Origin of the sequence: Amycolatopsis sp. NPDC048633, assembly GCF_040650695.1 — a bacterium.
Lineage (GTDB): Bacteria > Actinomycetota > Actinomycetes > Mycobacteriales > Pseudonocardiaceae > Amycolatopsis.
Genome location: NZ_JBEZHS010000033.1, coordinates 40404 through 60945, shown reverse-complemented (window position 1 = coordinate 60945; position 20542 = coordinate 40404). Strand labels below are relative to the sequence as shown.

Annotated in this window: 23 protein-coding genes; 6 read left to right on the top strand and 17 right to left on the bottom strand. The window is 70.5% G+C overall.

Annotation, left to right across the window (positions count from 1 at the left end):
• Positions 1 to 183 precede the first annotated feature (183 nt).
• A complete protein-coding gene (locus AB0C38_RS39115; protein ID WP_360682946.1) occupies positions 184 to 1125 on the bottom strand; it encodes a carbohydrate kinase in 942 nt (313 codons plus the stop codon).
• A gap of 41 nt (positions 1126 to 1166) precedes the next feature.
• Entirely contained in the window at positions 1167 to 1748 is a 582-nt protein-coding gene (locus AB0C38_RS39110) for a TetR/AcrR family transcriptional regulator (RefSeq protein WP_360682944.1), read from the bottom strand.
• A 100-nt stretch (positions 1749 to 1848) separates the two neighbouring features.
• On the opposite strand from AB0C38_RS39110, the gene AB0C38_RS39105 reads away from it, so the two are divergent.
• A complete protein-coding gene (locus AB0C38_RS39105; RefSeq protein WP_360682942.1) occupies positions 1849 to 2985 on the top strand; it encodes an acyl-CoA dehydrogenase family protein in 1137 nt (378 codons plus the stop codon).
• A 217-nt stretch (positions 2986 to 3202) separates the two neighbouring features.
• Here the strand turns inward: AB0C38_RS39105 and AB0C38_RS39100 are convergent, their stop codons facing one another.
• From AB0C38_RS39100 to AB0C38_RS39085, 4 genes are read right to left on the bottom strand one after another with little or no spacing between them, the layout of a single operon-like run.
• Positions 3203 to 4420: an amidohydrolase gene (locus AB0C38_RS39100; protein ID WP_360682940.1), complete on the bottom strand. Its 1218-nt coding sequence runs from the start codon at positions 4418 to 4420 to the stop codon at positions 3203 to 3205.
• Positions 4421 to 4465: 45 nt separating this feature from the next.
• Positions 4466 to 4624: a hypothetical protein gene (locus tag AB0C38_RS39095; protein WP_360682938.1), complete on the bottom strand. Its 159-nt coding sequence runs from the start codon at positions 4622 to 4624 to the stop codon at positions 4466 to 4468.
• 9 nt (positions 4625 to 4633) lie between these two features.
• Complete coding sequence (locus tag AB0C38_RS39090; RefSeq protein ID WP_360682936.1) at positions 4634 to 5116, bottom strand: GNAT family N-acetyltransferase; 483 nt, start codon at positions 5114 to 5116, stop codon at positions 4634 to 4636.
• Positions 5083 to 5988: an aldose 1-epimerase family protein gene (locus tag AB0C38_RS39085; protein WP_360682934.1), complete on the bottom strand. Its 906-nt coding sequence runs from the start codon at positions 5986 to 5988 to the stop codon at positions 5083 to 5085. The genes AB0C38_RS39090 and AB0C38_RS39085 overlap by 34 nt, the downstream gene beginning before the upstream one ends.
• 66 nt (positions 5989 to 6054) lie before the next feature.
• Between AB0C38_RS39085 and AB0C38_RS39080 the strand changes: the two genes are divergently transcribed.
• Genes AB0C38_RS39080 through AB0C38_RS39070 form a run of 3 tightly spaced genes read left to right on the top strand, consistent with a single transcriptional unit; the run spans position 6055 to position 8350 of the window.
• Entirely contained in the window at positions 6055 to 6633 is a 579-nt protein-coding gene (locus AB0C38_RS39080) for a TetR/AcrR family transcriptional regulator (protein ID WP_360682932.1), read from the top strand.
• A complete protein-coding gene (locus AB0C38_RS39075; protein WP_360682930.1) occupies positions 6633 to 7529 on the top strand; it encodes an MBL fold metallo-hydrolase in 897 nt (298 codons plus the stop codon). Before AB0C38_RS39080 ends, AB0C38_RS39075 begins: the two co-directional genes overlap by 1 nt.
• Entirely contained in the window at positions 7526 to 8350 is an 825-nt protein-coding gene (locus AB0C38_RS39070; protein ID WP_360682928.1) for an MBL fold metallo-hydrolase, read from the top strand. The genes AB0C38_RS39075 and AB0C38_RS39070 overlap by 4 nt, the downstream gene beginning before the upstream one ends.
• Positions 8351 to 8353: 3 nt before the next feature.
• Here the strand turns inward: AB0C38_RS39070 and AB0C38_RS39065 are convergent, their stop codons facing one another.
• The 3 genes from AB0C38_RS39065 to pdxH form a co-directional block, all read right to left on the bottom strand.
• Complete coding sequence (locus tag AB0C38_RS39065) at positions 8354 to 8908, bottom strand: DUF3558 family protein (protein ID WP_360682926.1); 555 nt, start codon at positions 8906 to 8908, stop codon at positions 8354 to 8356.
• A 24-nt stretch (positions 8909 to 8932) separates the two neighbouring features.
• Complete coding sequence (locus AB0C38_RS39060; RefSeq protein WP_360683046.1) at positions 8933 to 10201, bottom strand: MFS transporter; 1269 nt, start codon at positions 10199 to 10201, stop codon at positions 8933 to 8935.
• Between the two features lie 172 nt (positions 10202 to 10373).
• Positions 10374 to 11051, bottom strand: a complete 678-nt coding sequence (pdxH, locus tag AB0C38_RS39055; RefSeq protein ID WP_360682924.1) for a pyridoxamine 5'-phosphate oxidase — start codon at positions 11049 to 11051, stop codon at positions 10374 to 10376.
• A gap of 229 nt (positions 11052 to 11280) precedes the next feature.
• Here pdxH and AB0C38_RS39050 point away from each other — a divergent pair, with 229 nt between their 5' ends.
• Entirely contained in the window at positions 11281 to 12954 is a 1674-nt protein-coding gene (locus AB0C38_RS39050; protein ID WP_360682922.1) for a hypothetical protein, read from the top strand.
• Positions 12955 to 13002: 48 nt separating this feature from the next.
• On the opposite strand, the gene AB0C38_RS39045 is transcribed toward AB0C38_RS39050, so the two are convergent.
• The 7 genes from AB0C38_RS39045 to AB0C38_RS39015 all read right to left on the bottom strand — a co-directional run bounded on the left by AB0C38_RS39045 (position 13003) and on the right by AB0C38_RS39015 (position 18455).
• Positions 13003 to 13713: a TetR/AcrR family transcriptional regulator gene (locus AB0C38_RS39045; protein ID WP_360682920.1), complete on the bottom strand. Its 711-nt coding sequence runs from the start codon at positions 13711 to 13713 to the stop codon at positions 13003 to 13005.
• A gap of 352 nt (positions 13714 to 14065) precedes the next feature.
• Positions 14066 to 14770, bottom strand: a complete 705-nt coding sequence (locus AB0C38_RS39040) for an urease accessory protein UreD (protein WP_360682918.1) — start codon at positions 14768 to 14770, stop codon at positions 14066 to 14068.
• The gene (gene ureG, locus AB0C38_RS39035; RefSeq protein WP_360682916.1) at positions 14767 to 15450 is read right to left on the bottom strand and encodes an urease accessory protein UreG; all 684 of its coding nucleotides are present in this window, start codon (positions 15448 to 15450) and stop codon (positions 14767 to 14769) included. Before ureG ends, AB0C38_RS39040 begins: the two co-directional genes overlap by 4 nt.
• The gene (locus tag AB0C38_RS39030; RefSeq protein WP_360682914.1) at positions 15440 to 16120 is read right to left on the bottom strand and encodes an urease accessory UreF family protein; all 681 of its coding nucleotides are present in this window, start codon (positions 16118 to 16120) and stop codon (positions 15440 to 15442) included. Before AB0C38_RS39030 ends, ureG begins: the two co-directional genes overlap by 11 nt.
• Positions 16120 to 17835, bottom strand: a complete 1716-nt coding sequence (locus tag AB0C38_RS39025) for an urease subunit alpha (RefSeq protein WP_360682912.1) — start codon at positions 17833 to 17835, stop codon at positions 16120 to 16122. The genes AB0C38_RS39030 and AB0C38_RS39025 overlap by 1 nt, the downstream gene beginning before the upstream one ends.
• 1 nt (position 17836) lies before the next feature.
• The gene (locus AB0C38_RS39020; RefSeq protein ID WP_360682910.1) at positions 17837 to 18142 is read right to left on the bottom strand and encodes an urease subunit beta; all 306 of its coding nucleotides are present in this window, start codon (positions 18140 to 18142) and stop codon (positions 17837 to 17839) included.
• A gap of 10 nt (positions 18143 to 18152) precedes the next feature.
• Positions 18153 to 18455 carry an urease subunit gamma gene (locus AB0C38_RS39015; protein ID WP_360682908.1) on the bottom strand — a complete coding sequence of 101 codons (303 nt, stop codon included), beginning with the start codon at positions 18453 to 18455 and terminating at the stop codon, positions 18153 to 18155.
• A 289-nt stretch (positions 18456 to 18744) separates the two neighbouring features.
• On the opposite strand from AB0C38_RS39015, the gene AB0C38_RS39010 reads away from it, so the two are divergent.
• Positions 18745 to 19893 carry a citrate synthase 2 gene (locus tag AB0C38_RS39010; RefSeq protein WP_360682906.1) on the top strand — a complete coding sequence of 383 codons (1149 nt, stop codon included), beginning with the start codon at positions 18745 to 18747 and terminating at the stop codon, positions 19891 to 19893.
• A 55-nt stretch (positions 19894 to 19948) separates the two neighbouring features.
• On the opposite strand, the gene AB0C38_RS39005 is transcribed toward AB0C38_RS39010, so the two are convergent.
• Positions 19949 to 20533, bottom strand: coding sequence for a TetR/AcrR family transcriptional regulator (locus AB0C38_RS39005; protein ID WP_360683044.1), 585 nt, complete (start codon positions 20531 to 20533; stop codon positions 19949 to 19951).
• Positions 20534 to 20542: the final 9 nt, after the last annotated feature.

Sequence of the window (20542 nt, the reverse complement as noted above, 5' to 3'; positions counted from 1 at the left end):
CGTTCGGCACGGGTCGGCGGCGCCTGCGGGTTCCACAGGTAGCCACGTGTTAACGCGAGGAAACACTGGCGCCTCGCTGCACACCGCCCCGCTGGGGTATGAAGAATGCCCCTCTACGCTAGTCGAGAAACGTGTGTTCGCGCAGCGGTGACGTTGCTCCAGGGTGCCCCTTTGGGACCAGGTTCACACGGTGGACGCCATATCGGCGGACGTGGGCGGCTCGGCCCCGCTCCGCGAAACCGTGATGGATGCCGCTTTCGCCGCGAATTCCAGCGCCTCGCGCCACGCTCCCGCGTCGAGAGAGGCCAGGTCGGCGACCTCGCGGGTGTGCAGCCAGGCCAGCAGGGCCCCTTGGACGGTGTCGCCGGCGCCGATGGTGTCGACCACCGTCACCTTCCGCGACGGCACGTGGGCCAGCTCACCTGCGGCGGTGATCACCGCGACGCCGTCGGCGCCCCGGGTGAGCACCACGGCGTCCACACCGGACTCGATCCACGTCTTCGCGGCGGCCACCGGGTCGGCGCCGCCGGTCAGCCACGCGGCGTCGTCGTCGGAGATCTTGAGCAGCCGGACGTCCGGCAGCCAGGACGCGAACCGGGCGCGGTAGGCCGCCGGATCGGTGATCAGCGCCTCGCGGATGTTGGGGTCGAGGACGGTCAGCACGCCGCGGGCGGCTTCACGCCGAAGCATCGCTTCGTACGCCGACGCGCCGGGCTCGAGGACCATCCCGAGGGTGCCCAGTGAGAGCGCGGTCACGTCGTCCGGCAGCGGACCGGGGTCCGCGACGAGCCGGTCCGCGGTGCCCTCGACGTAGAACGTGTAGCGCGCGGCGCCCTTCGCGTCGAGCGCGACGACGGCGAGCGTCGTCGGCTCGTCGCCGCGCTGCAGCAGCGACGTGTCGACGGCGGAGGCGTGCAGGCGCTCGACCATCGCGTCGCCGAAGCGGTCGGTGGACACGCGCGAGAGGAACGCCGCCGGCACGCCGAGGCGGCCGGCCGCCAGCGCGACGTTGTACGGCCCGCCACCGAGCCGCGGCAGCAGCGCGCGCAGCCCACCGTCCACAGTGGAATCCAGGGGGTCACCGGGCACCAGGTCGACCAGAGCTTCTCCGCCTACGACGATCACGCGGGGAGTTTAATCGAGTTCAGGCTGACAATTCCTGTCCGCTATTTGTTCAGCCCACCGAGCAGCAGTTCACCCAGGGCGGTGAACGCTTCGGCGTCGGACACGTCGATCCGCTGGCCGAGGACCCCGGTCTGGATGCCTTCGATGATCAGCCCGGTCATCTCGGCCACGAGCCGGGCGTGGACGTCGCGGAAGACGCCGTCGGCGACGCCCTTGTCGATGAACTGGCGCAGCCGCTGGGCGGCGAACCGGCTGTTGACCTGGTAGGCCTCGCGGGCCGGGCCGAACTCGGCGAGGTCGCGCATGAACGACGGCGACGCCCGGTTCAGGTGCTCGGCGACGCCGGCCAGGTACTCCCCGATGAGCTTGCGGGCGTCGTCGATCCCGGCGACGCGCTCCTCGATCCGCTCGCCGGCGCCCCGGAAGAAGTGGGTGACGACCTTGACGGCGAGCTGCTCCTTGCTGGGCGCGAGCGCGTAGAGCGTCGACTTCGAGCAGCGGAGCCGGCCGGCGAGGTCGTCGAGGGTGAAGTCGGCGAACCCCTCCGCCAGGAAGAGCGCCTCGAGGTCGCCGAGCAGGGCGCGCTGGCGCGCGGTCGGCCGGCGACGGGGTTCGGGGGGCATCGGCTCACTATCTCCTACGTCTTCCGGCCACCCCAGGCCCTTCGTACTGTACTCTAATTGAGCCCACAGTACTGTTTTCAGTACCGCTTGGAGGACATCGATGCCCGCCGAACGCCTGCTGCCGGATTCGGACGCCGAGGACCTGGTCGCGCTGGCCAGGGAGATCGCCCGTGACGAGCTCGCTCCGCGCGCGGCGGCGGCCGAAGAGGCCGAGCAGTTCCCGCGCGAGCAGTTCCGCCTCTTGGGCAAGTCCGGTCTGCTGGGACTGCCGTACGCGGAGCACTGGGGCGGCGGCGACGTGCGGTATGAGGTGTATCTCCAGGCGCTCGAGGAGATCGCGACGGCGTGGATGACGGTCGGCGTCGGCCTGTCGGTGCACACGATGTCCTGCTACGCGCTGGCGGAGTACGGCACGGACGAGCAGCGCGGCGAGTGGCTGCCGGACATGCTCGAAGGCTCACTCTTGGGCGCGTACGCGCTGTCGGAGACGCAGGCGGGGTCGGACGCGGCGGCGCTCACGACGCGCGCGCGTCTCGACGGCTCGGACTACGTCGTCAACGGCACCAAGGCGTGGATCACGCACGCGGGGGTGGCGGACTTCTACACGACAATGGTCCGCACGGGCGCTTCGGAGATCTCCTGCCTGCTGGTTCCGTCGTCGACCGACGGCCTTTCGGCGGCCCCACGCGAACGCAAGATGGGACTGACGGGGTCCCCGACGGCCCAGATGAACTTCTCCGACGCGCGGGTGTCATCGTCGCGGCTGCTGGGTGCGCCGGGAGACGGGCTCCGGATCGCGCTGTCGTCGTTGAGTTCGGGGCGACTCGGGATCGCGGCGTGCGCGGTGGGCCTGGCGCAGGCGGCGCTGGACGAGGCGGTGGCGTACGCGAAGGGCCGGTCGCAGTTCGGCCGGGCGATCATCGACTTCCAGGGGATCGAGTTCCTCCTGGCCGACATGGCGGCGATCGTGGAGTCGTCCCGGGCGACTTACCTGGAAGCGGCCCGGCGCCGTGACCGCGGGCTCCCGTTCCAGCGGCAGGCATCGATCGCCAAGCTGGTGGCGACGGACGGCGCGATGAAGGTGACTACGGACGCGGTGCAGGTCCTGGGCGGCGCCGGGTACACGCGGGACTTCCCGGTGGAGCGGTACATGCGCGAGGCGAAGGTGCCGCAGATCTTCGAGGGCACGAACCAGATCCAGCGGCTGGTCATCGCCCGGGAGCTGAAGAAGGCTTGAGTCTCACGTGATCAGGGCCGGAACCAGCGTGCTCAAGCCCGGATCTGACGTGATTGGAGCCGGAACTCGCGAGTTCCGGCTCCAATCACGCGAGTCACGTCCCTGATCACGCGAGTTCCGGGTTCGGCGGCGTTCACCGCCGAACTCATGGCGTGATCAGAGTGAACGATCGGACGGCACGCCGGAACCGCCCGGTTACCGGCGTGCCGTCCGAAACTCAGCGGGTCTCGCGGTAGCGGCGGTCCTTGGACACGCCCTCGCCCAGCCCCTCGTCGAAGTGATACACCTCATCGCCGCGAACGAACACGCGCAGCGCACGATTCATCACATCGAGTGGGTCGCCGGACCACAGCACCACGTCCGCGTCCAGGCCGGGCTTCAGCGAGCCGATCTGCCCGTCCAACCCCAGCATCGAGGCCGGGTTCACGGTCAGCGTGCGCAGCGCCGTTGCCGGGTCGAGGCCGTCCTTGACCGCCAGGGCCGCCTGGTAGACCAGGAAGTTGATCGGGATCACCGGGTGGTCCGTCGTGATCGCGATCTTCACGCCGGCGCGGGCCAGGATGCCGGCCGACCGCAGCGTGCGGTTGCGCACCTCCACCTTGGACTTCGTGGTGAACAGCGGCCCCAGGATCACCGGGACGTCGCGCTCGGCGAGCAGGTCCGCGATCAGGTGGCCCTCGGTGCCGTGGTTGATCACCAGCTTGTAGCCGAACTCGTCGGCCAGCCGCAGCGCCGTCACGATGTCGTCCGCGCGGTGGACGTGCTGGTCCCAGTACAGCTCGCCGTCGAGGACCTTCGACAGCGTCTCCATCGTCAGGTCGACCTCGTGCGGCTTGCCCTCGGACTCCGCGTGCGCGCGCTTCGCCTGGTAGTTGCGGGCCTTCGTGAACGCCTCGCGCAGGATCGCCGCGACGCCCAGCCGGGTCGACGGCGTCTGCTTCTTCTCCCCGTACACGCGCTTCGGGTTCTCGCCGAGCGCGCTCTTCACGCTGACGTGCTCCGCGAAGACCATGTCGAGGATGCTGCGGCCCCAGGTCTTGACGCCGATCGTCTGGCCGCCGATCGGGTTGCCCGAGCCGGGCTTGATGACGACGCTCGTGACGCCGCCGGCCAGCGCGTCGTCGAAGCCGGACTCGTACGGGTCAATGCCGTCGATCGCGCGGAAGCGGGCGCCGTTCGGGTCGGTCATCTCGTTGGTGTCGTTGCCGGCCCAGCCCTCGCCCTCCTCGTGCACGCCGAGGTGCGCGTGGGCGTCGATGAAGCCGGGCAGCACCCAGGTGCCCGCCGCGTCGACCAGTTCGGCATCCTCCGGGATGTCGACGTCGGCCTCGGCACCGACCGCGACGATCTTGCCGTCGTCGATGAGGACCGTGCCGCCTTCGATGGGATCACCGTCGATGGGGACGACATGGCCCCCGACAATTGCCTTCGCCATAGTTCGCCACGCTAACGAACTCACTCGGGCGGCCGCACGCGGGCCTCAGCTCGCCAGCAGATCGAACCCGAACCCCGCGACCACCAGCAGGACGCCGATGACGCGCAACGACCGGTCCGGCTGCGGACCGCGAAGGAGCAGGAGGGGTGGCCGGACGAGCAGTCCGTAGACGAGGAGCGGCCAGGCTCGCGCGACCGTCTGCACCGAAGCAGCCTACGGAACCCTGGCCTTCTCCAAGTGCACCAGTTCGTGGTTGTTCTCCGGCGTCCGGTGCGTCTCGCGGTAGTCGTGTTTCGCGTACAGGTGCAGCGGCCCCACGCTCTTCGAGCCGGTGAACAACCGGAACAGCGTCACCGGCGGCGGGGCCGCCGACTCGGCGAAAGCCAGCAACCCGCTGCCCAGCCCGCACCCCTGCCGGTCCGGCGCCACGACCAGCCGGCCGATCACCCCGACGTGCCCAGTCACCGTCAGGCGCACCGACGCGACCAACCGGTCGTTCTCCCGGATGCCCCAGGACAAACACGACGCCAGGGCCGCCCGCGTCTCGTCCAGGGTCTCCAGCAGGGGCGGCAGCTCCCAGTCGTCGTGCGCGCGGGCTTCGGTGACGTACGCCGCGCGTTGCAGCGTCAGCACTTCGCCCGCGTCGGCGACGCTCAGCCGCTTCACCGGACTCGGATGCCCCAGCTGCCCGACCACGACGTCGCCGGCTCGAGCTCGACCAGGTCCGTGCGCGTGTTGAGCGCGTCCGCCGGGCAGGTCATCGGCTCGATCGCCACCGCGCGGCCGCGGCCGACCAGGTCGTCCGGGGTGAACACCTGCGCCCAGTGGAAGTCCGGGCCGGTCCAGACCAGCAGCCGCTGCTCCTCGTGGGCCAGGACGAAGTGGTGCGTCCCGTCCGGAGCCGCGGAAAGCCCGCCGAACGCCGTGTCCAGGTCGACGCCCGCCAGCACCCGTCCGGCGCGGAAGTCGTACTCCGTGCCCTCGACGTCCTGCTCCGGCGCGTACGGCATCTGCTCGTCGCCCAGGTACGGCCGGACGCGGCTCGCGGGCAGCGTGAGGGTCAGCTCGTCGGTCGGGACGTCGCCGATCCGGAAGTACGGGTGCGTCCCGACGCCGACGCCGATCGGCTGCTCGCCCTCGTTGCGGATCTCGTGGGTCACGGTCAGCTCGCGCGGCGCGACTTCGTAGGTGACGGTCGCGCGCAGCGGCACCGGCCAGCCCGGCTGCACCTCGACGTCGACGGCCAGCGTGATCGACGACTCGGCGTGCTCCAGCAGCTCCCACTCGAGGTGGCGGGTCAGCCCGTGGATGGCGTTCCCGCGCGCTTCCTCGGTGATCTCGAGCTGCTGCTCCTCGCCCTGGAACGGCCACTTCCCGGCCTTGGTCCGGTTCGGCCAGGGCAGCAGCACCTGCCCGGCGCCCTTCGGCGGCTTCGCGTCTTCGGGGAATTCCTCGACGTACGGCACTCCGCCGACCTCGAACGCGCGCAGCCCCGCGCCGATCTCGGTGACGACGGCGCGCGCGTTTCCGCGGGTGATCTCGAACTGCTGACCGGTCGGGTTGCCCATGCGACGACCTTACCGAGACTCGAACTCACTAGACCGGTCGTCATAGTTTGAGCTACAGTCGGCGCCATGGTCCGTCGCACCGACACGCGGCAGCGGATGCTCGACACCGCCGCCGACCTGTTCCACTCGCAGGGCTACCACGCCACCGGCCTCACCCAGCTGACCACGGCCGGGGGCGCGCCGAAGGGGTCGCTCTACTTCCACTTCCCCGGCGGCAAGGAGCAGCTCGCCGCCGAAGCCGTCCGGCTTTCGAGCGAGCGCACGGGTGCGCTCCTCGAAGCGATCCTGCGGGACGCGCCGGACGCCGTCACCGCGATCGACCGCGCCGTCGACGCGCTCGCGAGCTTCCTGACCGAATCGGACTTCCAGCGCGGGTGTCCACTCGCGACGGTCGCGCTCGACGCGGCCGCGGACAGCGAGCCGATCCGCGAAGCCTGCGCCGACGGCTATGCGTCGTGGCACGACATCATCAAAAACCACCTTGCGGGACAACGGCTTTCCGCCGAACGCGCCGACGAGCTGGCCACCGTCGTGCTCGCCGCGATCGAAGGCGGGCTGCTGCTGGCCCGCACCCGGCGCGACATCGCCCCGCTGCGCGCCGTCGCCACCCACCTGCACGCCACCCTCGACCGGGAGTTCTCCTGATGCGCGTCCACCACCTGAACTGCGGCACCCTGCGACCACTCGGCGGCGGGCTGGTCGACGGCCGGCCGGGCCTGTTCCGGCGCGCCACCATGGTCTGCCACTGCCTGCTCCTCGAGACGGACACCGGACTCGTGCTCGTCGAGACCGGCATGGGCACGCCGGCCGCCGTCGACCGGACCGCCTGGCTGGGCGCGGGTTTCGTCCGCCAGTCCAACCCGATCGAGGATCCCGCGCAGACCGCGGTCGCCCAGATCCGCGCGCTCGGCTTCGACCCGGCGGACGTCCGCGACATCGTGCTGACCCACCTGGACCTCGACCACGCCGGCGGGCTCATCGACTTCCCGTGGGCACGCGTGCACGTCTACGCCGAAGAGCTGCGGGCGTTCCAGGAGCCGCGCGACGCCGCCGAACGCGGCCGCTACCGCCGGATCCAGTTCGCTCACGGTCCACAATGGACGTCCTATGCGGACAGCGGCGAACCGTGGTTCGGCTTCGACGCGGTGCGGCAGCTCGACGGCCTGCCGCCGGAGATCCTGCTGGTCCCGCTCTCCGGGCACACGCGCGGCCACGCCGGGGTCGCCGTCGACACGGGCGACGGCTGGCTGCTCAACGCCGGTGACTCGTACTTCTTCCACGGCCAGGTCGACGCCACCCCGCGCTGCCCGCCCGGCCTCAAGTGGTTCGAGGGCCGCATGGAGACGGTGAAGGGCGCCCGGCTGGACAATCACCGCCGCCTGCGCCAGCTTGTTCAGGAGCACGGCGACGAGGTGACCGTCTTCGCCGCGCACGACGAGACCGAGTTCCGCCGGCTGAGCTCCGGTGACAACCGGGGCTTCGCCCCGGGCCGGGGGCTTCGCCACCCGGACCCCCGAAAAACGAGCAGGAGCAGGGTATGAAGGTGCACCACCTGAACTGCGGATCGATGCGCCCGCCGGGCGGCAAGCTGCTCGACGGCGAGCCCGGCCTGCTGCGGCGGGCGGAGCTGGTCGCGCACTGCCTGCTGATCGAGACCGGCGACAGCCTGGTGCTGGTCGACACCGGGTTCGGCAGCCAGGCGGTGGCCCGCCCCGGCGAGTGGCTGGGCCGGCCGTTCATGGCGATGGTCGGCGCCCGGCTCGAAGCCGCCGAGACGGCCGTCGCGCAGATCAAGGCGTTGGACCTCGACCCGGCCGACGTCCGGCACATCGTCGCGACGCACCTCGACGTCGACCACGCGGGCGGGCTGGCCGACTTCCCGAACGCCGTCGTGCACGTCCGGGCGGAGGAGCACCGAGCCGCGACGTCGCCGTCGAACGCGGCCGAGAAGAACCGCTATCGGGCCGTGCAATTTGCGCACCGCCCGCTGTGGAGCACGTACGACGAGCCGGGCGAGCCGTGGTTCGGCTTCGAGGCGGTCCGGTCGCTCAAGGGGCTGCCGGAGGAGATCCTGCTGGTCCCGCTCACGGGCCACACGCGCGGCCACACGGGTGTCGCGGTCGACACGGGCGACGGCTGGCTCCTGCACGCGGGCGACGCGTACTTCTTCCACGGCCAGCTGGACCCGGTCGCGCAGCACTGCCCGCCGGGCCTCACGGCGTTCCAGAACATCGTCCAGACACTGCGCAAGCCGAGGCTGGAGAACCTGGCTCGGCTACACGAACTGGCGCGTGCGCACCAGGACGACGTCAAGGTGTTCTCGGCGCACAGCCCGGTCGAGCTGGCGGCCCTGCGCCGCTAGCGGTCAGCTCGCGTCGAGGGCGGCTTTGACCAGCGGGGCCATCTGCTCGGCGGTCATCTTCGCCGGCCCGGTGTAGTTGACCAGCACCGGCGTGCCCGACACCAGCTCGGCCGACGCGAGCGTGGCCGTCTTCTGCTCGTCGACGTAGAACACCGCGCCGTCCGGGAAGCCGGCGACGTCCTGCGCGCCCACCTTCGCCTTCTTGATCGACGCCACCATGTCGGCCGGCTTCGCCTGGCGGCCTTCGTAGCGCGTCACCGCGAGCGCGCCCGCGGCCTTGCCGTTCAGCTGGTACTCGCAGCTGCGGGCCTTGCCGCCGTTGGCCGCGTTGTCCTGGACCGGGCCCGCCACCGCCTGGAGGTTGTCCAGGAACAGCGCCTTCGACACGGCGGCCGCGGGCAGCAGCTTGCACGGGTCCAGCGACGCCGCCGCGGCGTTCGAACTCGGCTTCGGGGCGGACGAAGGCTTCGACGACTCGGGTGTCTTCGACGGCTGGTCGCCCGACGAGCAGGCAGTCAATGCGGCAAAAGCGACCAAAACGACGGCGAGGGTACGCATATCCGGCACCGTACTCCGAACGGACTAGGACGTGGGCGCGCGGTACCGCCAGAACGCCGGGAGCAGGAACATCGACGCGCACACCGACACGATCACGAGCAGGCCGCCGACGGTCGCCGCGGCCGCCGTGCCGAACGCGGCCGCGCCCCAGCCGTGGACGAGGTCGGCGATCCGCGGGCCGCCGGCGACCACCACCGTGAACACGCCTTGGAGCCGGCCGCGCATCTCGTCGGTGGTCGCGGTCTGCAGGATCGCCATCCGGTAGACGGCGCTGACCATGTCCGCCGCGCCGGCCGCCGCCATGAAGAGGACAGCGAGCCACAGCGAGTGCGCGAGCCCGAACGCCGCCACCGCCGCGCCCCACGCGCAGATCGAAATGACGACCGCGACGCCCTGGCGCTCGATGCGCGTCAGCCAGCCGGAGAAGAGGCCGATCAGCATCGCGCCCAAGGGCAGCGCGGCGTAGAGCCAGCCGAGCGCGGGGCCGCCGCCGGGTGGATCGCCGAACGTTCGTTCGGCCATTTCCGGGATCAAGGCCCGTGGCATGCCGAAGACCATCGCGATGATGTCGGCGACGAACGAGGCCAGCAGCACCTTCTTCGTCGCGAGGTACCGGAAGCCTTCGATGACGTCGCTGACGCCCGCGCGCCGCGACGGGCCGTTGAGCGGCGGGAGCGCCGGCAGCCGCCAGACCGCGAGCAGCGTGATCGTGAGGGCGACGACGTCGATCAGGTAGAGCGTCGAAAGGCCGAGGACCGGGATGAGCGCGCCGGCGAGCAGCGGGCCGAAGACGGCGCCGAACGTGGACATCGTCGAGCTCAGGGCGTTCGCCGAGGGCAGCAGCTCGCCGGGCACGAGCCGCGCGACGACGGCGCCGCGCGTGGGCATGTTGATCGCGAAGAGGGCCTGGTTGACGGCCAGCAGGGCGAGGACGAGCCACACCGAGCCGAAGTTCAGGAACGCCTGCAGCCACAGCAGCGCGGAGGTGATCGCGACGAGGACGTTGGTGACGACGAGCAGCTTCCGCCGGTCGACGGCATCGGCGACGGCGCCGCCCCAGAGCCCGAAGACCAGCAGCGGAACGAGGGCGACGAGCCCGGTGAGGCCGACGTAGGCGGAGGACCCGGTGAGGTCGAAGACCTGCTTGGGCACGGCGACGGCGGTCAGCTGGGTGCCGACGGCGGTGACCACAGTGGACAGCCAGAGCCGTCGGAAGGCCGGGATCTTCAGCGGCCGGGTGTCGACGATGATGCGGCCGAGGAGCTTGCGAATGCCCCCTGGACGGGGCGGCAAGGTCTCGGGCTCGGAAGTCACAACCGACGAGTTTAGCTGGGCTAACTATCTCGGGTCGCGTGATTTCCGTCGCCCGGCGAGCGCCCCAATGTGGCCTTGGTTGCGTTCAACGCACCCAAGGCGGCCTTCGGTGCGTCAGACGCAACCAAGGCCGCCTTGGGGCGCTCGGAACTCAGGGGGCGACGCGCTCGATGTTCCAGCCGTCGTCGTTGCGGACGAACCGCAGCCGGTCGTGCATGCGGTCCTCGCGGCCCTGCCAGAACTCGACCAAGTCCGGCCGGATCCGCCAGCCGCCCCAGTGGGGCGGGGCCGGGATGCGCTCGACATCGGCGAAGCGGCGCTCGATGCCGTTCAGTGCGTTGTCCAGCGCGCGGCGGCCGTCGACCACCCGGGACTGCGGGGACGCCCACGCCCCGAGCTGCGAGCCGCGCGGGCGCTGGGCCCAGTACTCCGCCGTCTCCTTGACGCCGACCTTCTCGACCTCGCCGCGGACGTGGACCTGGCGGTGCAGCGCGTACCAGGGGAACGTCACCGACGCGTAGCGCGTCGCGGTCAGGTCGTGGCTCTTCTCCGACGTGTAGTTCGTGTAGAACACGACGCCGCGGTCGTCGAGGCCCTTGCACAGCACCGTGCGGGAGGACGGCCGGCCTTCGTTGTCCGCCGTCGCCAGCACCATCGCGTTCGGTTCGGCGATCCCGGCGGCGACGGCCTGGTTCAGCCAGCCCTGCAGCTGATCGGTCCAGGTGGCCGCCAGTGCGGATTCGTCGAACGCGGCGCCGTCGTAGGCCACGCGCATTCCGGGCAGGCGAACCACGGCGTCTTCCACCTGATCCTTGATCTCCGGCATCATCGCCAACCCTCCACGCCCGGTCGGGGCATCAGTCGACTTCGGCCTAAGGCACGTTAGGGCCTTCCGAGCTGCGGCGGAACCCACTGAACGGTGACACCCGCCACGACGTCGGCGCCAGCAGCCCGTAACCGCTGGACAACAAGCCGTAACCCCTGCGTTACCCGCCGGACCAGGATCGATACAGGACAGCCCTACCTTCGGCCCGTTCCCCACCACCCCGGAGGCAGGCATGACCGAGACCCTGTCGGACACCGAAGAAAGCGCTCTGCCGAAACGCCGTTACGCCCCGCTCGCGGCCAACGAAAACCGCGAGGACTACTCACTGCGCTTCGCCGCTCATTCGTTCCGGAAATGGTCACCGTTCGTGGTCGCGACGACGGCGCTGGGCGGCATCGCCTACCTCGCCGACTTCGCGATCGGGGCCAGCATCGTCCTCTCCTACGGCTTCACGTCCGGGATCCTCGCGATCCTCGCCGCGGCCGTCGTCATCTTCACGACCGGCGTGCCCATCGCGGCCGCCTGCGCGAAGTCCGGAGTGGACATGGATCTCCTGACCCGCGGAGCCGGCTTCGGCTACTTCGGGTCGACGCTGACGTCGCTCGTGTACGCGAGCTTCACCGTCATCTTCTTCTCGCTCGAAGGCTCGATCATGGGCCAGGCGTTCGAGCTGGCCCTCGGCATCCCGCTGCCGATCGGCTACCTGCTGGCGACGCTGATCGTGCTGCCCTTCGCGCTCTACGGCATGGGCGCGGTCGCGAAGATGCAGACCTGGACGCAGCCGCTGTGGATCGCCGGCCTGGTGCTGCCGTTCGTCGTCGTCCTGGTCCGCGAGCCGGGCAAGTTCGCCGAGTTCGCGCACTTCGGCGGTACGGAAGGCGCCGGGTCCGGGTTCTCGGCGATCGGGTTCGGCCTCGGCATGGGCGTCGCGCTGTCGCTGATCGGGCAGATCGGCGAGCAGGCCGACTACCTGCGGTTCATGCCCGAGAAGACGGCGGAGAACAAGCGGTCGTGGTGGGCCGCGGTGCTCGCGGCCGGCCCCGGTTGGGTCATCCTCGGGGCCGCGAAGCAGATCGGCGGCGCGCTGCTGGCGTTCCTCGCGCTCGGCGTCGTCGGCAAGACGGCCGCGCTCGAGCCGATCGCGCCGTACCTCGAAGCGGTCAGGCCGGCCCTCGGGCCGGTCGCGCTGACGTTCGCCGCGCTGTTCGTGGTCGTCTCGCAGATCAAGATCAACACGACGAACGCGTACTCGGGCTCGCTGTCGTTCGCGAACTTCTTCTCCCGCGTGCTGCACAAGCACCCGGGCCGCGTCTGGTACGTGCTCGTGAACTGCGGGATCGCGCTGGCGCTGATGGAGTTCGGCGCGTTCGGCTTCCTCAACAAGATCCTGGGCTTCTACTCGAACGTCGCGATCGCCTGGATCGGCGCGGTGTGCGCGGACCTGGTGATCGCGAAGCCGCTGGGGCTCTCGCCGAAGTACATCGAGTTCAAGCGGGCCTACCTGCACAAGATCAACCCGGTCGGCTTCGGCTCGATGCTCGTCGCCTCGGCGGTGTCGATCGCGGCGTACTTCGGGGCCTTCGGACAGTTCCTGGCCGCGTTCAGCCCGCTGCTGGCGCTGGTCATCGCGATCGTGCTGGTGCCGACGCTCGCGGTCGCGACCCGCGGGAAGTACTACCTGGCCCGGCCGAACACGGTGGCCGGGCTCGATCAGGACGTCGATTTGAGGGCGACGTACCCCTGCTCGGTCTGCGGTGATCCGTACGAACTGCCGGACGTCGCCGACTGCGCCAAGCAGAGCGGGCCGATCTGCTCGCTGTGCTGCACGCTCGACAACAGCTGTCACGACCTGTGCCAGGAGACGGGCCCGGTTTCGCTGGGGATGCCCGCACCGCGCCAGGCGTAAAGTCCGAGAAGGCCCGCTCACCCGCGTCCGCGGCAGGTGAGCGGGCCTTCACGTTGGCCGGTGTCCCCCCGGATCCCCCTCCCGGCTCGACTCTTCCACGCGGGCGGAGGCGCCGCGGTTGCCCTCGATGTCCAAGATCTTTTCCGGCCGCATGATGGCCGACAGCATCATCGCGCGGAACTCCGCGCCGATCTCTTCGACCGGCAGCGGCGGGTCGTGCGCCTGCCATTCGCGCAGCAGCCCGGTTCCCGCCCCGACCAGCGCGATCGCCGTCAGCCGGTAGTCCCGCACGGGCGCGACGCCGTGTTCCGCGGCGCGACTCGCCTCGGCGGCGATGAAGTTCGCCCAGCGGTCGACCCACACCTGGTGCTGCGCCTCCAGCTCGGGGCTGACGCCGACCGCTTCGACGTAGTTGAGGCGCGGCATCCGGGGATCCACGGTGACCGTCGCGATGAAGACGTCCAGCAGGGTCGAGATGCGGGTCAGCGCGTCGGCGTCGGCGACCTTGTCGAGCTCCGCGGTGACGTGTGCGAGCGCCAGGCTGTTGATCTGGTCGTGGAGGGTGCGAAGCACGTCCTCCTTGCTCGTGAACTCCTCGTAGAAGTTCCGCGTCGACACGCCGGCCCGCGCGCACACCTCGGTGATCTTGGTGTGCCGGAACCCGGTGGAGGTGAACAGCTCCAAGCCGGCCACGAGCAGCCGCTGACGGCGGTCGGCGCGGCGTTGCTCGGGTGCGACGCCGCCGTACGTGCGAGCCACCGGTTGTCTCCTCCTTTTGAGGGATTGCCAGATCCTACCCGTCTGACTATTTTGTGAAAATCGTGATTACCAGTGACCCGGAGGCCTCACTTTCGCAGCCGACAGGGACCGGCGGACCTTAACGTGGTGTTCCGCTGCGGCGACGGAGGCGCACCGGCCGGCCCGGCCGCCCCGGAACCGCCCGGGAGCGGGGGCGCGGGATCGCGGGACCGGTGGCGCGGTGACGTGGCTGGGCACGAAGTTCTGCCGCCCGAAACTGTCGGTGGCCCCCGGTAGCGTGGAAAACGGGGGCTGCTCACAACGCCGTTCGTCGGAGAAGCCGCAGGGGGTCTTCTCCGACGAACGGTGATCTTCACGGACTTGCGAAGGGGCGCAGCGCGGTGACCGCGTCCGGCGCCAGGGACGTCGTCAACGTGCCACCCGCAGCGAGCGGGCTTCGGGACCACCACTCGCCCGAAGCCGCCGGGAGCTCCGGGCCGCCCACCACCACGTCCGTCGCCAAGACCCGGCGGCCGGCCAGTACCGCCAAGCTCTCGTCCAAAGTGGAATCACCGATCGACAACGTCTGACGCAGCACCGGCACCGAACCCCGCGTGATGTGCGACGAAGTGGTCAGCGAACCCGGGCACTCCCCGGCCCGCCCCAGCACCAGAACCTCTCGCGTGTGCAGGTAAGCGTCGGAAGCCAAAGAAGCACGTAACACCGCCGTGTGCCGAGCCCGTGCCGTGATCACCGTCGGCTCCGGCAAGTACTCCAGCGAGCCACCCTCCTCGACGACCATCGAAACCGTCGACAACGAACCCTCGCCGTGAAGACCGGGCAGGGCAAGGGTCGCCGCCACGCCGGAAAGACGCAGCGAAGCTCCCGGGCCGACATGAACGGACAACAGCAAGTCGTCGCCACCCAAGGGGGTGGTCGCCGAATTGACCAGGTGCACCACCGCCGTCGGACCGCTGCCCCGGCGGGGGAACAACGTCAACGGCGCCATCGAACGCAGCTCGCGCAGCACCGTGCGCGTTCCGTCGAAGCACGCCGTCAGCCGGGCGTGAGCCTTCACAGCAGCGAACGGACCCAGGCAGCCACCGCCGGCGCGTCCGGGGTGTCCACAAGGGACTGGGTGATGACCGGCAGCTCGCCCCGCATCCGGTGCGCGTCCGACGTCATCACCGCCATGTCCGCGCCCACCAGGTGCGCGAGGTCGATCTTGTTGATCACCAGCAGGTCCGCCGTCGTGACGCCGGGGCCGCCCTTGCGCGGCACCTTGTCGCCGCCCGCCACGTCCACCACGAAGATCTGGCTGTCGGCCAGCCCGCGGCTGAACACCGCCGTCAGGTTGTCGCCGCCGCTCTCGATGATCACCAGGTCCAGCCCCGGGAACTTCTCCTCCAGCCGCTCGACCGCGTCCAGGTTCGCGGTGATGTCGTCGCGGATCGCGGTGTGCGGGCACGCGCCCGTCTGCACCGCCTCGATCCGCGCCGGGTCCAGAACTCCGGCCCGCCGCAGGAAGTCCGCGTCCTCGGTCGTGTAGATGTCGTTCGTCACGACGGCGAGGTCGACCTCGTCGCCCAACGCGCGGCACAGGGCCGCGGTCAGCGCCGTCTTGCCCGACCCGACCGGGCCGCCGATGCCGATCCGGTACGCGCGCCCGGCCGTCGGCGCCGCGTCGTAGTGGTCGGGCTCGGCGGCCGTCGGGTCGAAGCTGACCTCGTGGACGTGTCCATGACCCTTAGCTGGCAAAGAGACGCACCTCTTCCTGGTGGTGCCGGGCGTGCGCCTCGGCGAACAGATCCAACGCGGGCGACCCCGGCGACGGCAGCGACGCCGGGTCGTCCCCCGCCACGGCCGCCGCTTCCGAACAAACAGAACCGAGATCCAGCCGGGCCACGACGGCGTTGACCGCGAAGGGATCCAGCCCCAGCAGCCGCACCACCGCGCTCGCCGGCCCGCTCACCGAAAGGTAGGCGACCGCCATCGCGGCGTCGTACGGCGAACCGCCCGCGACGCCGACCAGCGCGCCCAGCACCACGGGGTGGTGCGGTCGCGGCGTCTCGGCCAGCAACGCCTCCAGAACGGGAGACGGCCAAGCGATCCGCCCGGCCCGGGCGCTCCCCCGCCCCTGCGCCCGTGACGCCTCTCGTTGCGCGAGCGACGGCGTCCGAGCGTCCAATTCGGAGTCGAGTACCGCCCAGTGTCCACTAGCGACAGACCGCGCCGCCGCATGTGCCGAAGCGGCGGCGAAGACCGCGGCCAGGAAACCCGCCGTCCGCAACCGTCCGGAAAGGAATCCCGGCAGATCGCGCACCGAAGTCACCAACCGCCGGGAGACGACCTCCTCCAGCCCGCCACTGTGGACGTGCCCGCCACCGGGGAAGCGGGAGTCCGCGAGGATCAGCGCCGAGAGGTCCATCAGAACAGGAAGTATCGCTGGGCCATCGGCAGCTCGGCCACCGGCTGGGGTTCGATCAGCTCACCGTCGACGTGCACCGCGAAGCTGTCCGGCTCGACGCGGACGTCCGGCGTGGCGTCGTTGAGCACCATGTCCGCCTTGGCCCGCGCGCGCGTGTTCGCCACGGCGACGAGTGGACGCGTGATCCCGAACTTCTCGCGCAGACCACCGTCCAAAGCGGACGGCGCGACGAAGTGCAGGCTCAGCGCCGCACCGATCGACGCACCGAACATCGGCCGGGCCATGACCGGCTGCGGTGTCGGGATGGACGCGTTCGCGTCCCCCATCGCCGCCCACGCCGGGAAGCCGCCCTTGAGGACCACGTGCGGCCGGACGCCGAAGAACTTCGGCTCCCACAGCACCAGGTCGGCGAGCTTGCCGACCTCGACCGAGCCGATCTCGGTCTCCATGCCGTGCGCGATGGCCGGGTTGATCGTGTACTTGGCGACATAGCGACGCGCGCGCAGGTTGTCGGCCACGCCGTCGCCGGGCAGCGCGCCGCGGCGGCGCTTCATCACGTGCGCGGTCTGCCAGGTCCGGATGATCACCTCGCCGATCCGGCCCATCGCCTGCGAGTCCGAGCTCATCATCGAAATGGCGCCCAGGTCGTGCAGCACGTCCTCGGCGGCGATCGTCGACGGCCGGATCCGGCTCTCGGCGAAGGCGAGGTCCTCGGGCACCGACGGGTTGAGGTGGTGGCACACCACCAGCATGTCGAGGTGCTCGTCGAGCGTGTTGACCGTGTGCGGCCGGGTCGGGTTGGTCGACGACGGCAGGATGTTCGGCAGCGAGACGACCTCGATGATGTCCGGCGCGTGCCCGCCACCGGCACCTTCGGTGTGGTACGCGTTGATCGAGCGGCCACCGATGGCGTCCACAGTGGACTCCAGGAACCCGGCCTCGTTCAGCGTGTCCGTGTGGATCGCGACCTGGACGCCGGACTCGTCGGCCACGGTCAGGCACGCGTCGATGGCGGCCGGGGTCGTGCCCCAGTCCTCGTGCAGCTTGAACCCGCCCGCGCCCGCCGCCAGCTGCTCGCGCAGAGCTTCGTGCCGGACGGTGTTCCCCTTGCCCAGCAACAGGACGTTCACCGGGTAACCGTCCATCGCGGACAGCATCCGCCCGAGGTTCCACGCGCCGGGAGTGACGGTCGTGGCCTTCGTGCCCTCGTTGGGCCCGGTGCCGCCACCGACCAGGGTGGTCAGCCCGGCGGCCAGCGCCGTGTCGACGAGCTGCGGGCAGATGAAGTGGACGTGGCAGTCGATGCCGCCGGCGGTGAGGATCTTGCCGTTGCCGGCCAGGACCTCCGTCGACGGCCCGATGACCAGGGCCGGGTCGACGCCGTCCATCGTGTCCGGGTTGCCCGCCTTGCCGATGCCCACGATCCGGCCGTCACGCACGCCGACGTCGGCCTTGACGACACCCCAGTGGTCGAGGATGACGGCGCCGGTGATGATCAGGTCGGGCGCGCCCTCGGCCCGGGTCGCCATGCCCTGGCCCATCGACTCGCGGATGACCTTGCCGCCGCCGAAGAGCACTTCGTCACCGCTGCCGCCGGGCCCCATCGAACGGTCCTCGGTGACTTCGATGAGGAGGTCCGTGTCGGCGAGCTGGATCCGGTCGCCGGTGGTCGGCCCGAACAGCTCGGCGTAACGCTCGCGATCGATCTGCGGCATTTCAGAACTCTCCAGAGAATTCGGACCGCAGGCCGGGAACACGACGAGCCCCGGCGAGCGGAACAAGATCGACTTCCCGTTCGACCCCGGGTTCGAACCGCACCGACGTGCCGGCCGGGACGTCGAGCCGGTGGCCGCGGGCGGCGTCGCGGTCGAATTCGAGGCCGGGGTTCACCGCGGCGAAGTGGTAGTGCGAGCCGACCTGGACCGGCCGGTCCGCGAGGTTGCGCACGAGCAGCCGGACGCGGACGCGGCCCGGGTTCAGCTCCACCGGCTCGTCGCCGGGAATGATCTCGCCTGGCCGCATCGAGGTCCTCTCAGACGATCGGGTCGTGCACGGTGACGAGCTTCGTGCCGTCCGGGAAAGTGGCCTCGACCTGCACGGAGTCCACCATTTCAGTGACACCGTCGAGCACCTGCGCCCGCGCGAGCACGGTCCGGCCGCTCGCGACGAGCTCGCTGACCGTGCGCCCGTCGCGGGCCCCTTCGAGGACGTGGTCGGTGATCAGCGCGACCGCTTCCGGGTAGTTCAGCCGGACGCCGCGGTCCAGCCGCTTCCGCGCGACGTCCGCCGCCACGTGGATCAGCAGCTTGTCGCGCTCCTGCGGGCTGAGGTGCATCGCTCAGGTTTATCACCCGGGCCGGGGCGCCGCCTGGTTCGGAAACATACCTTTAACCTGGACTTCGTCACACTGCGTGGTGAAAATTCTCCTGTCGGACGGCCTCGGTGACTGAATCGTTCTCGTAATCGTGACCGAAACCACCGCATCTTTCGATTGCCCCTCGGCGATCGAGGGAGCAAGGTCTATCCATCCGTGCGATGGTGCGCGCTTTCCGTGCGCTATTCCGTCCGCGCGTGCACCACCACCAAGACGGGGAAAAAAGCGCACCGAAAGGTCCCGCGAAACAGTGACTACCTCCACGATCACCAAGCCACAGCCGTCCGGCGAACCCGACGACGGCTTCCGACCGGGTCTGGAGGGCGTCGTCGCCTTCCACACCGAGATCGCCGAACCCGACCGGGACGGCGGTGCGCTGCGCTACCGCGGCGTCGACATCGAGGACCTCGCCGGCAAGGTGACCTTCGGCGACGTATGGGGCCTCCTCGTGGACGGCCGGTTCGGCCACGGCCTCCCGCCCGCCGAGCCGTTCCCGCTGCCGGTGCACACCGGCGACGTCCGGGTCGACGTCCAGGCCGCGCTGGCCATGCTCGCACCGATCTGGGGCTACCAGCCGCTGCTCGACATCACCGACGAAGAGGCCCGTGCACAGCTGGCCCGCGCCTCGGTGATGGCGCTGTCCTACGTCGCGCAGTCGGCGCGCGGCATCGGCCAGCCCGCCGTGCCGCAGACCCGCGTCGACGAGGCCCACTCGATCACCGAGCGGTTCCTCATCCGCTGGCGCGGCGAGCCCGACCCGGCCCACGTCCGGGCGCTGGACGCCTACTGGGTGTCGGCCGCCGAGCACGGCCTGAACGCGTCGACCTTCACCGCCCGCGTCATCGCGTCCACCGGCGCCGACGTCGCGGCGGCCATGTCCGGCGCCATCGGCGCGATGTCGGGCCCGCTGCACGGCGGCGCCCCGGCGCGCGTGCTGCCGATGATCGAAGAGGTCGAGCGCACCGGTGACCCGGCGGGCCTGGTCAAGGGCATCCTCGACCGCAAGGAACGCCTGATGGGCTTCGGCCACCGCGTCTACCGGGCCGAGGACCCGCGGGCGCGCGTGCTGCGCCGCACCTGCCAGGAACTCGGCTCGGCCCGCTACGAGGCAGCCGCCGCGCTGGAGCAGGCGGCGCTGAAGGAGCTGCGCGAGCGCCGTCCGGACCACCCGATCGAGACGAACGTCGAGTTCTGGGCCGCGGTCATCCTGGACTTCGCGCAGGTCCCGCCGCACATGATGCCGTCGATGTTCAGCTCGGCGCGCACCGCCGGCTGGGCCGCGCACATCCTGGAGCAGAAGCGCACCGGACGCCTGGTGCGGCCGTCGGCGAAGTACGTCGGCCCGGCGCCGCGTACGCCGGAGGACGTCGAGGGCTGGGAGCTCGTCACCAAGCACTGACGCTGTTGTGCCGTGAAGGGCACCTTCAGGGCTTATATGTCCCTGAAGGTGCCCTTCACGGCTTTGCGGCGGTCTCGTGGGCGGCGGTGGCGCCGAGCATGGCCGTGAGCTGGTCGACCAGCCAGGTGTCCAGCAGGTCGCGTGGCAGCGTGCGTTCCTGCAGCCAGCTGAGCAGGGCGCCTTCGACGACCGCCGTCCAGCAGCGCAGGGTCAGCGACAGCAGCGGTGACGGATCTTCGACGCCGAGGGCGTCCAGGATCAGGGCCACCGCGCGGTTGCGGACCTCGTCGATCGCCGCGTCCGTTTCGGACGTCGCGATCACCGACCCGCTGCGCAGCAGGGCGATGTAGCCCGCGCGGTAGTGGTCGGCGACGTCGACCAGGCCGCGGACAGCGGCGCGCAGGCGGGTTTCGGGTGGTCCCTCCTCGAGGCCGGCCAGGCCGTCGATGAGCCCGTCGGTGACCGTGCGCAGCGCCTCCACCTGCAGCTCGCGCAGGCTGGAGAAGTACCGGTAGAACAGCGGCCGCGACACCTCGGCGCGCGCGACGATGTCGTCCACGGTGACCAGCTCCGGCGCCCGCGATCCGAACAGGTCGAGCGCGGCGCGAATCAGGTCGTCGCGGCGGGCCTGCGGCGACATCCGCCGCGG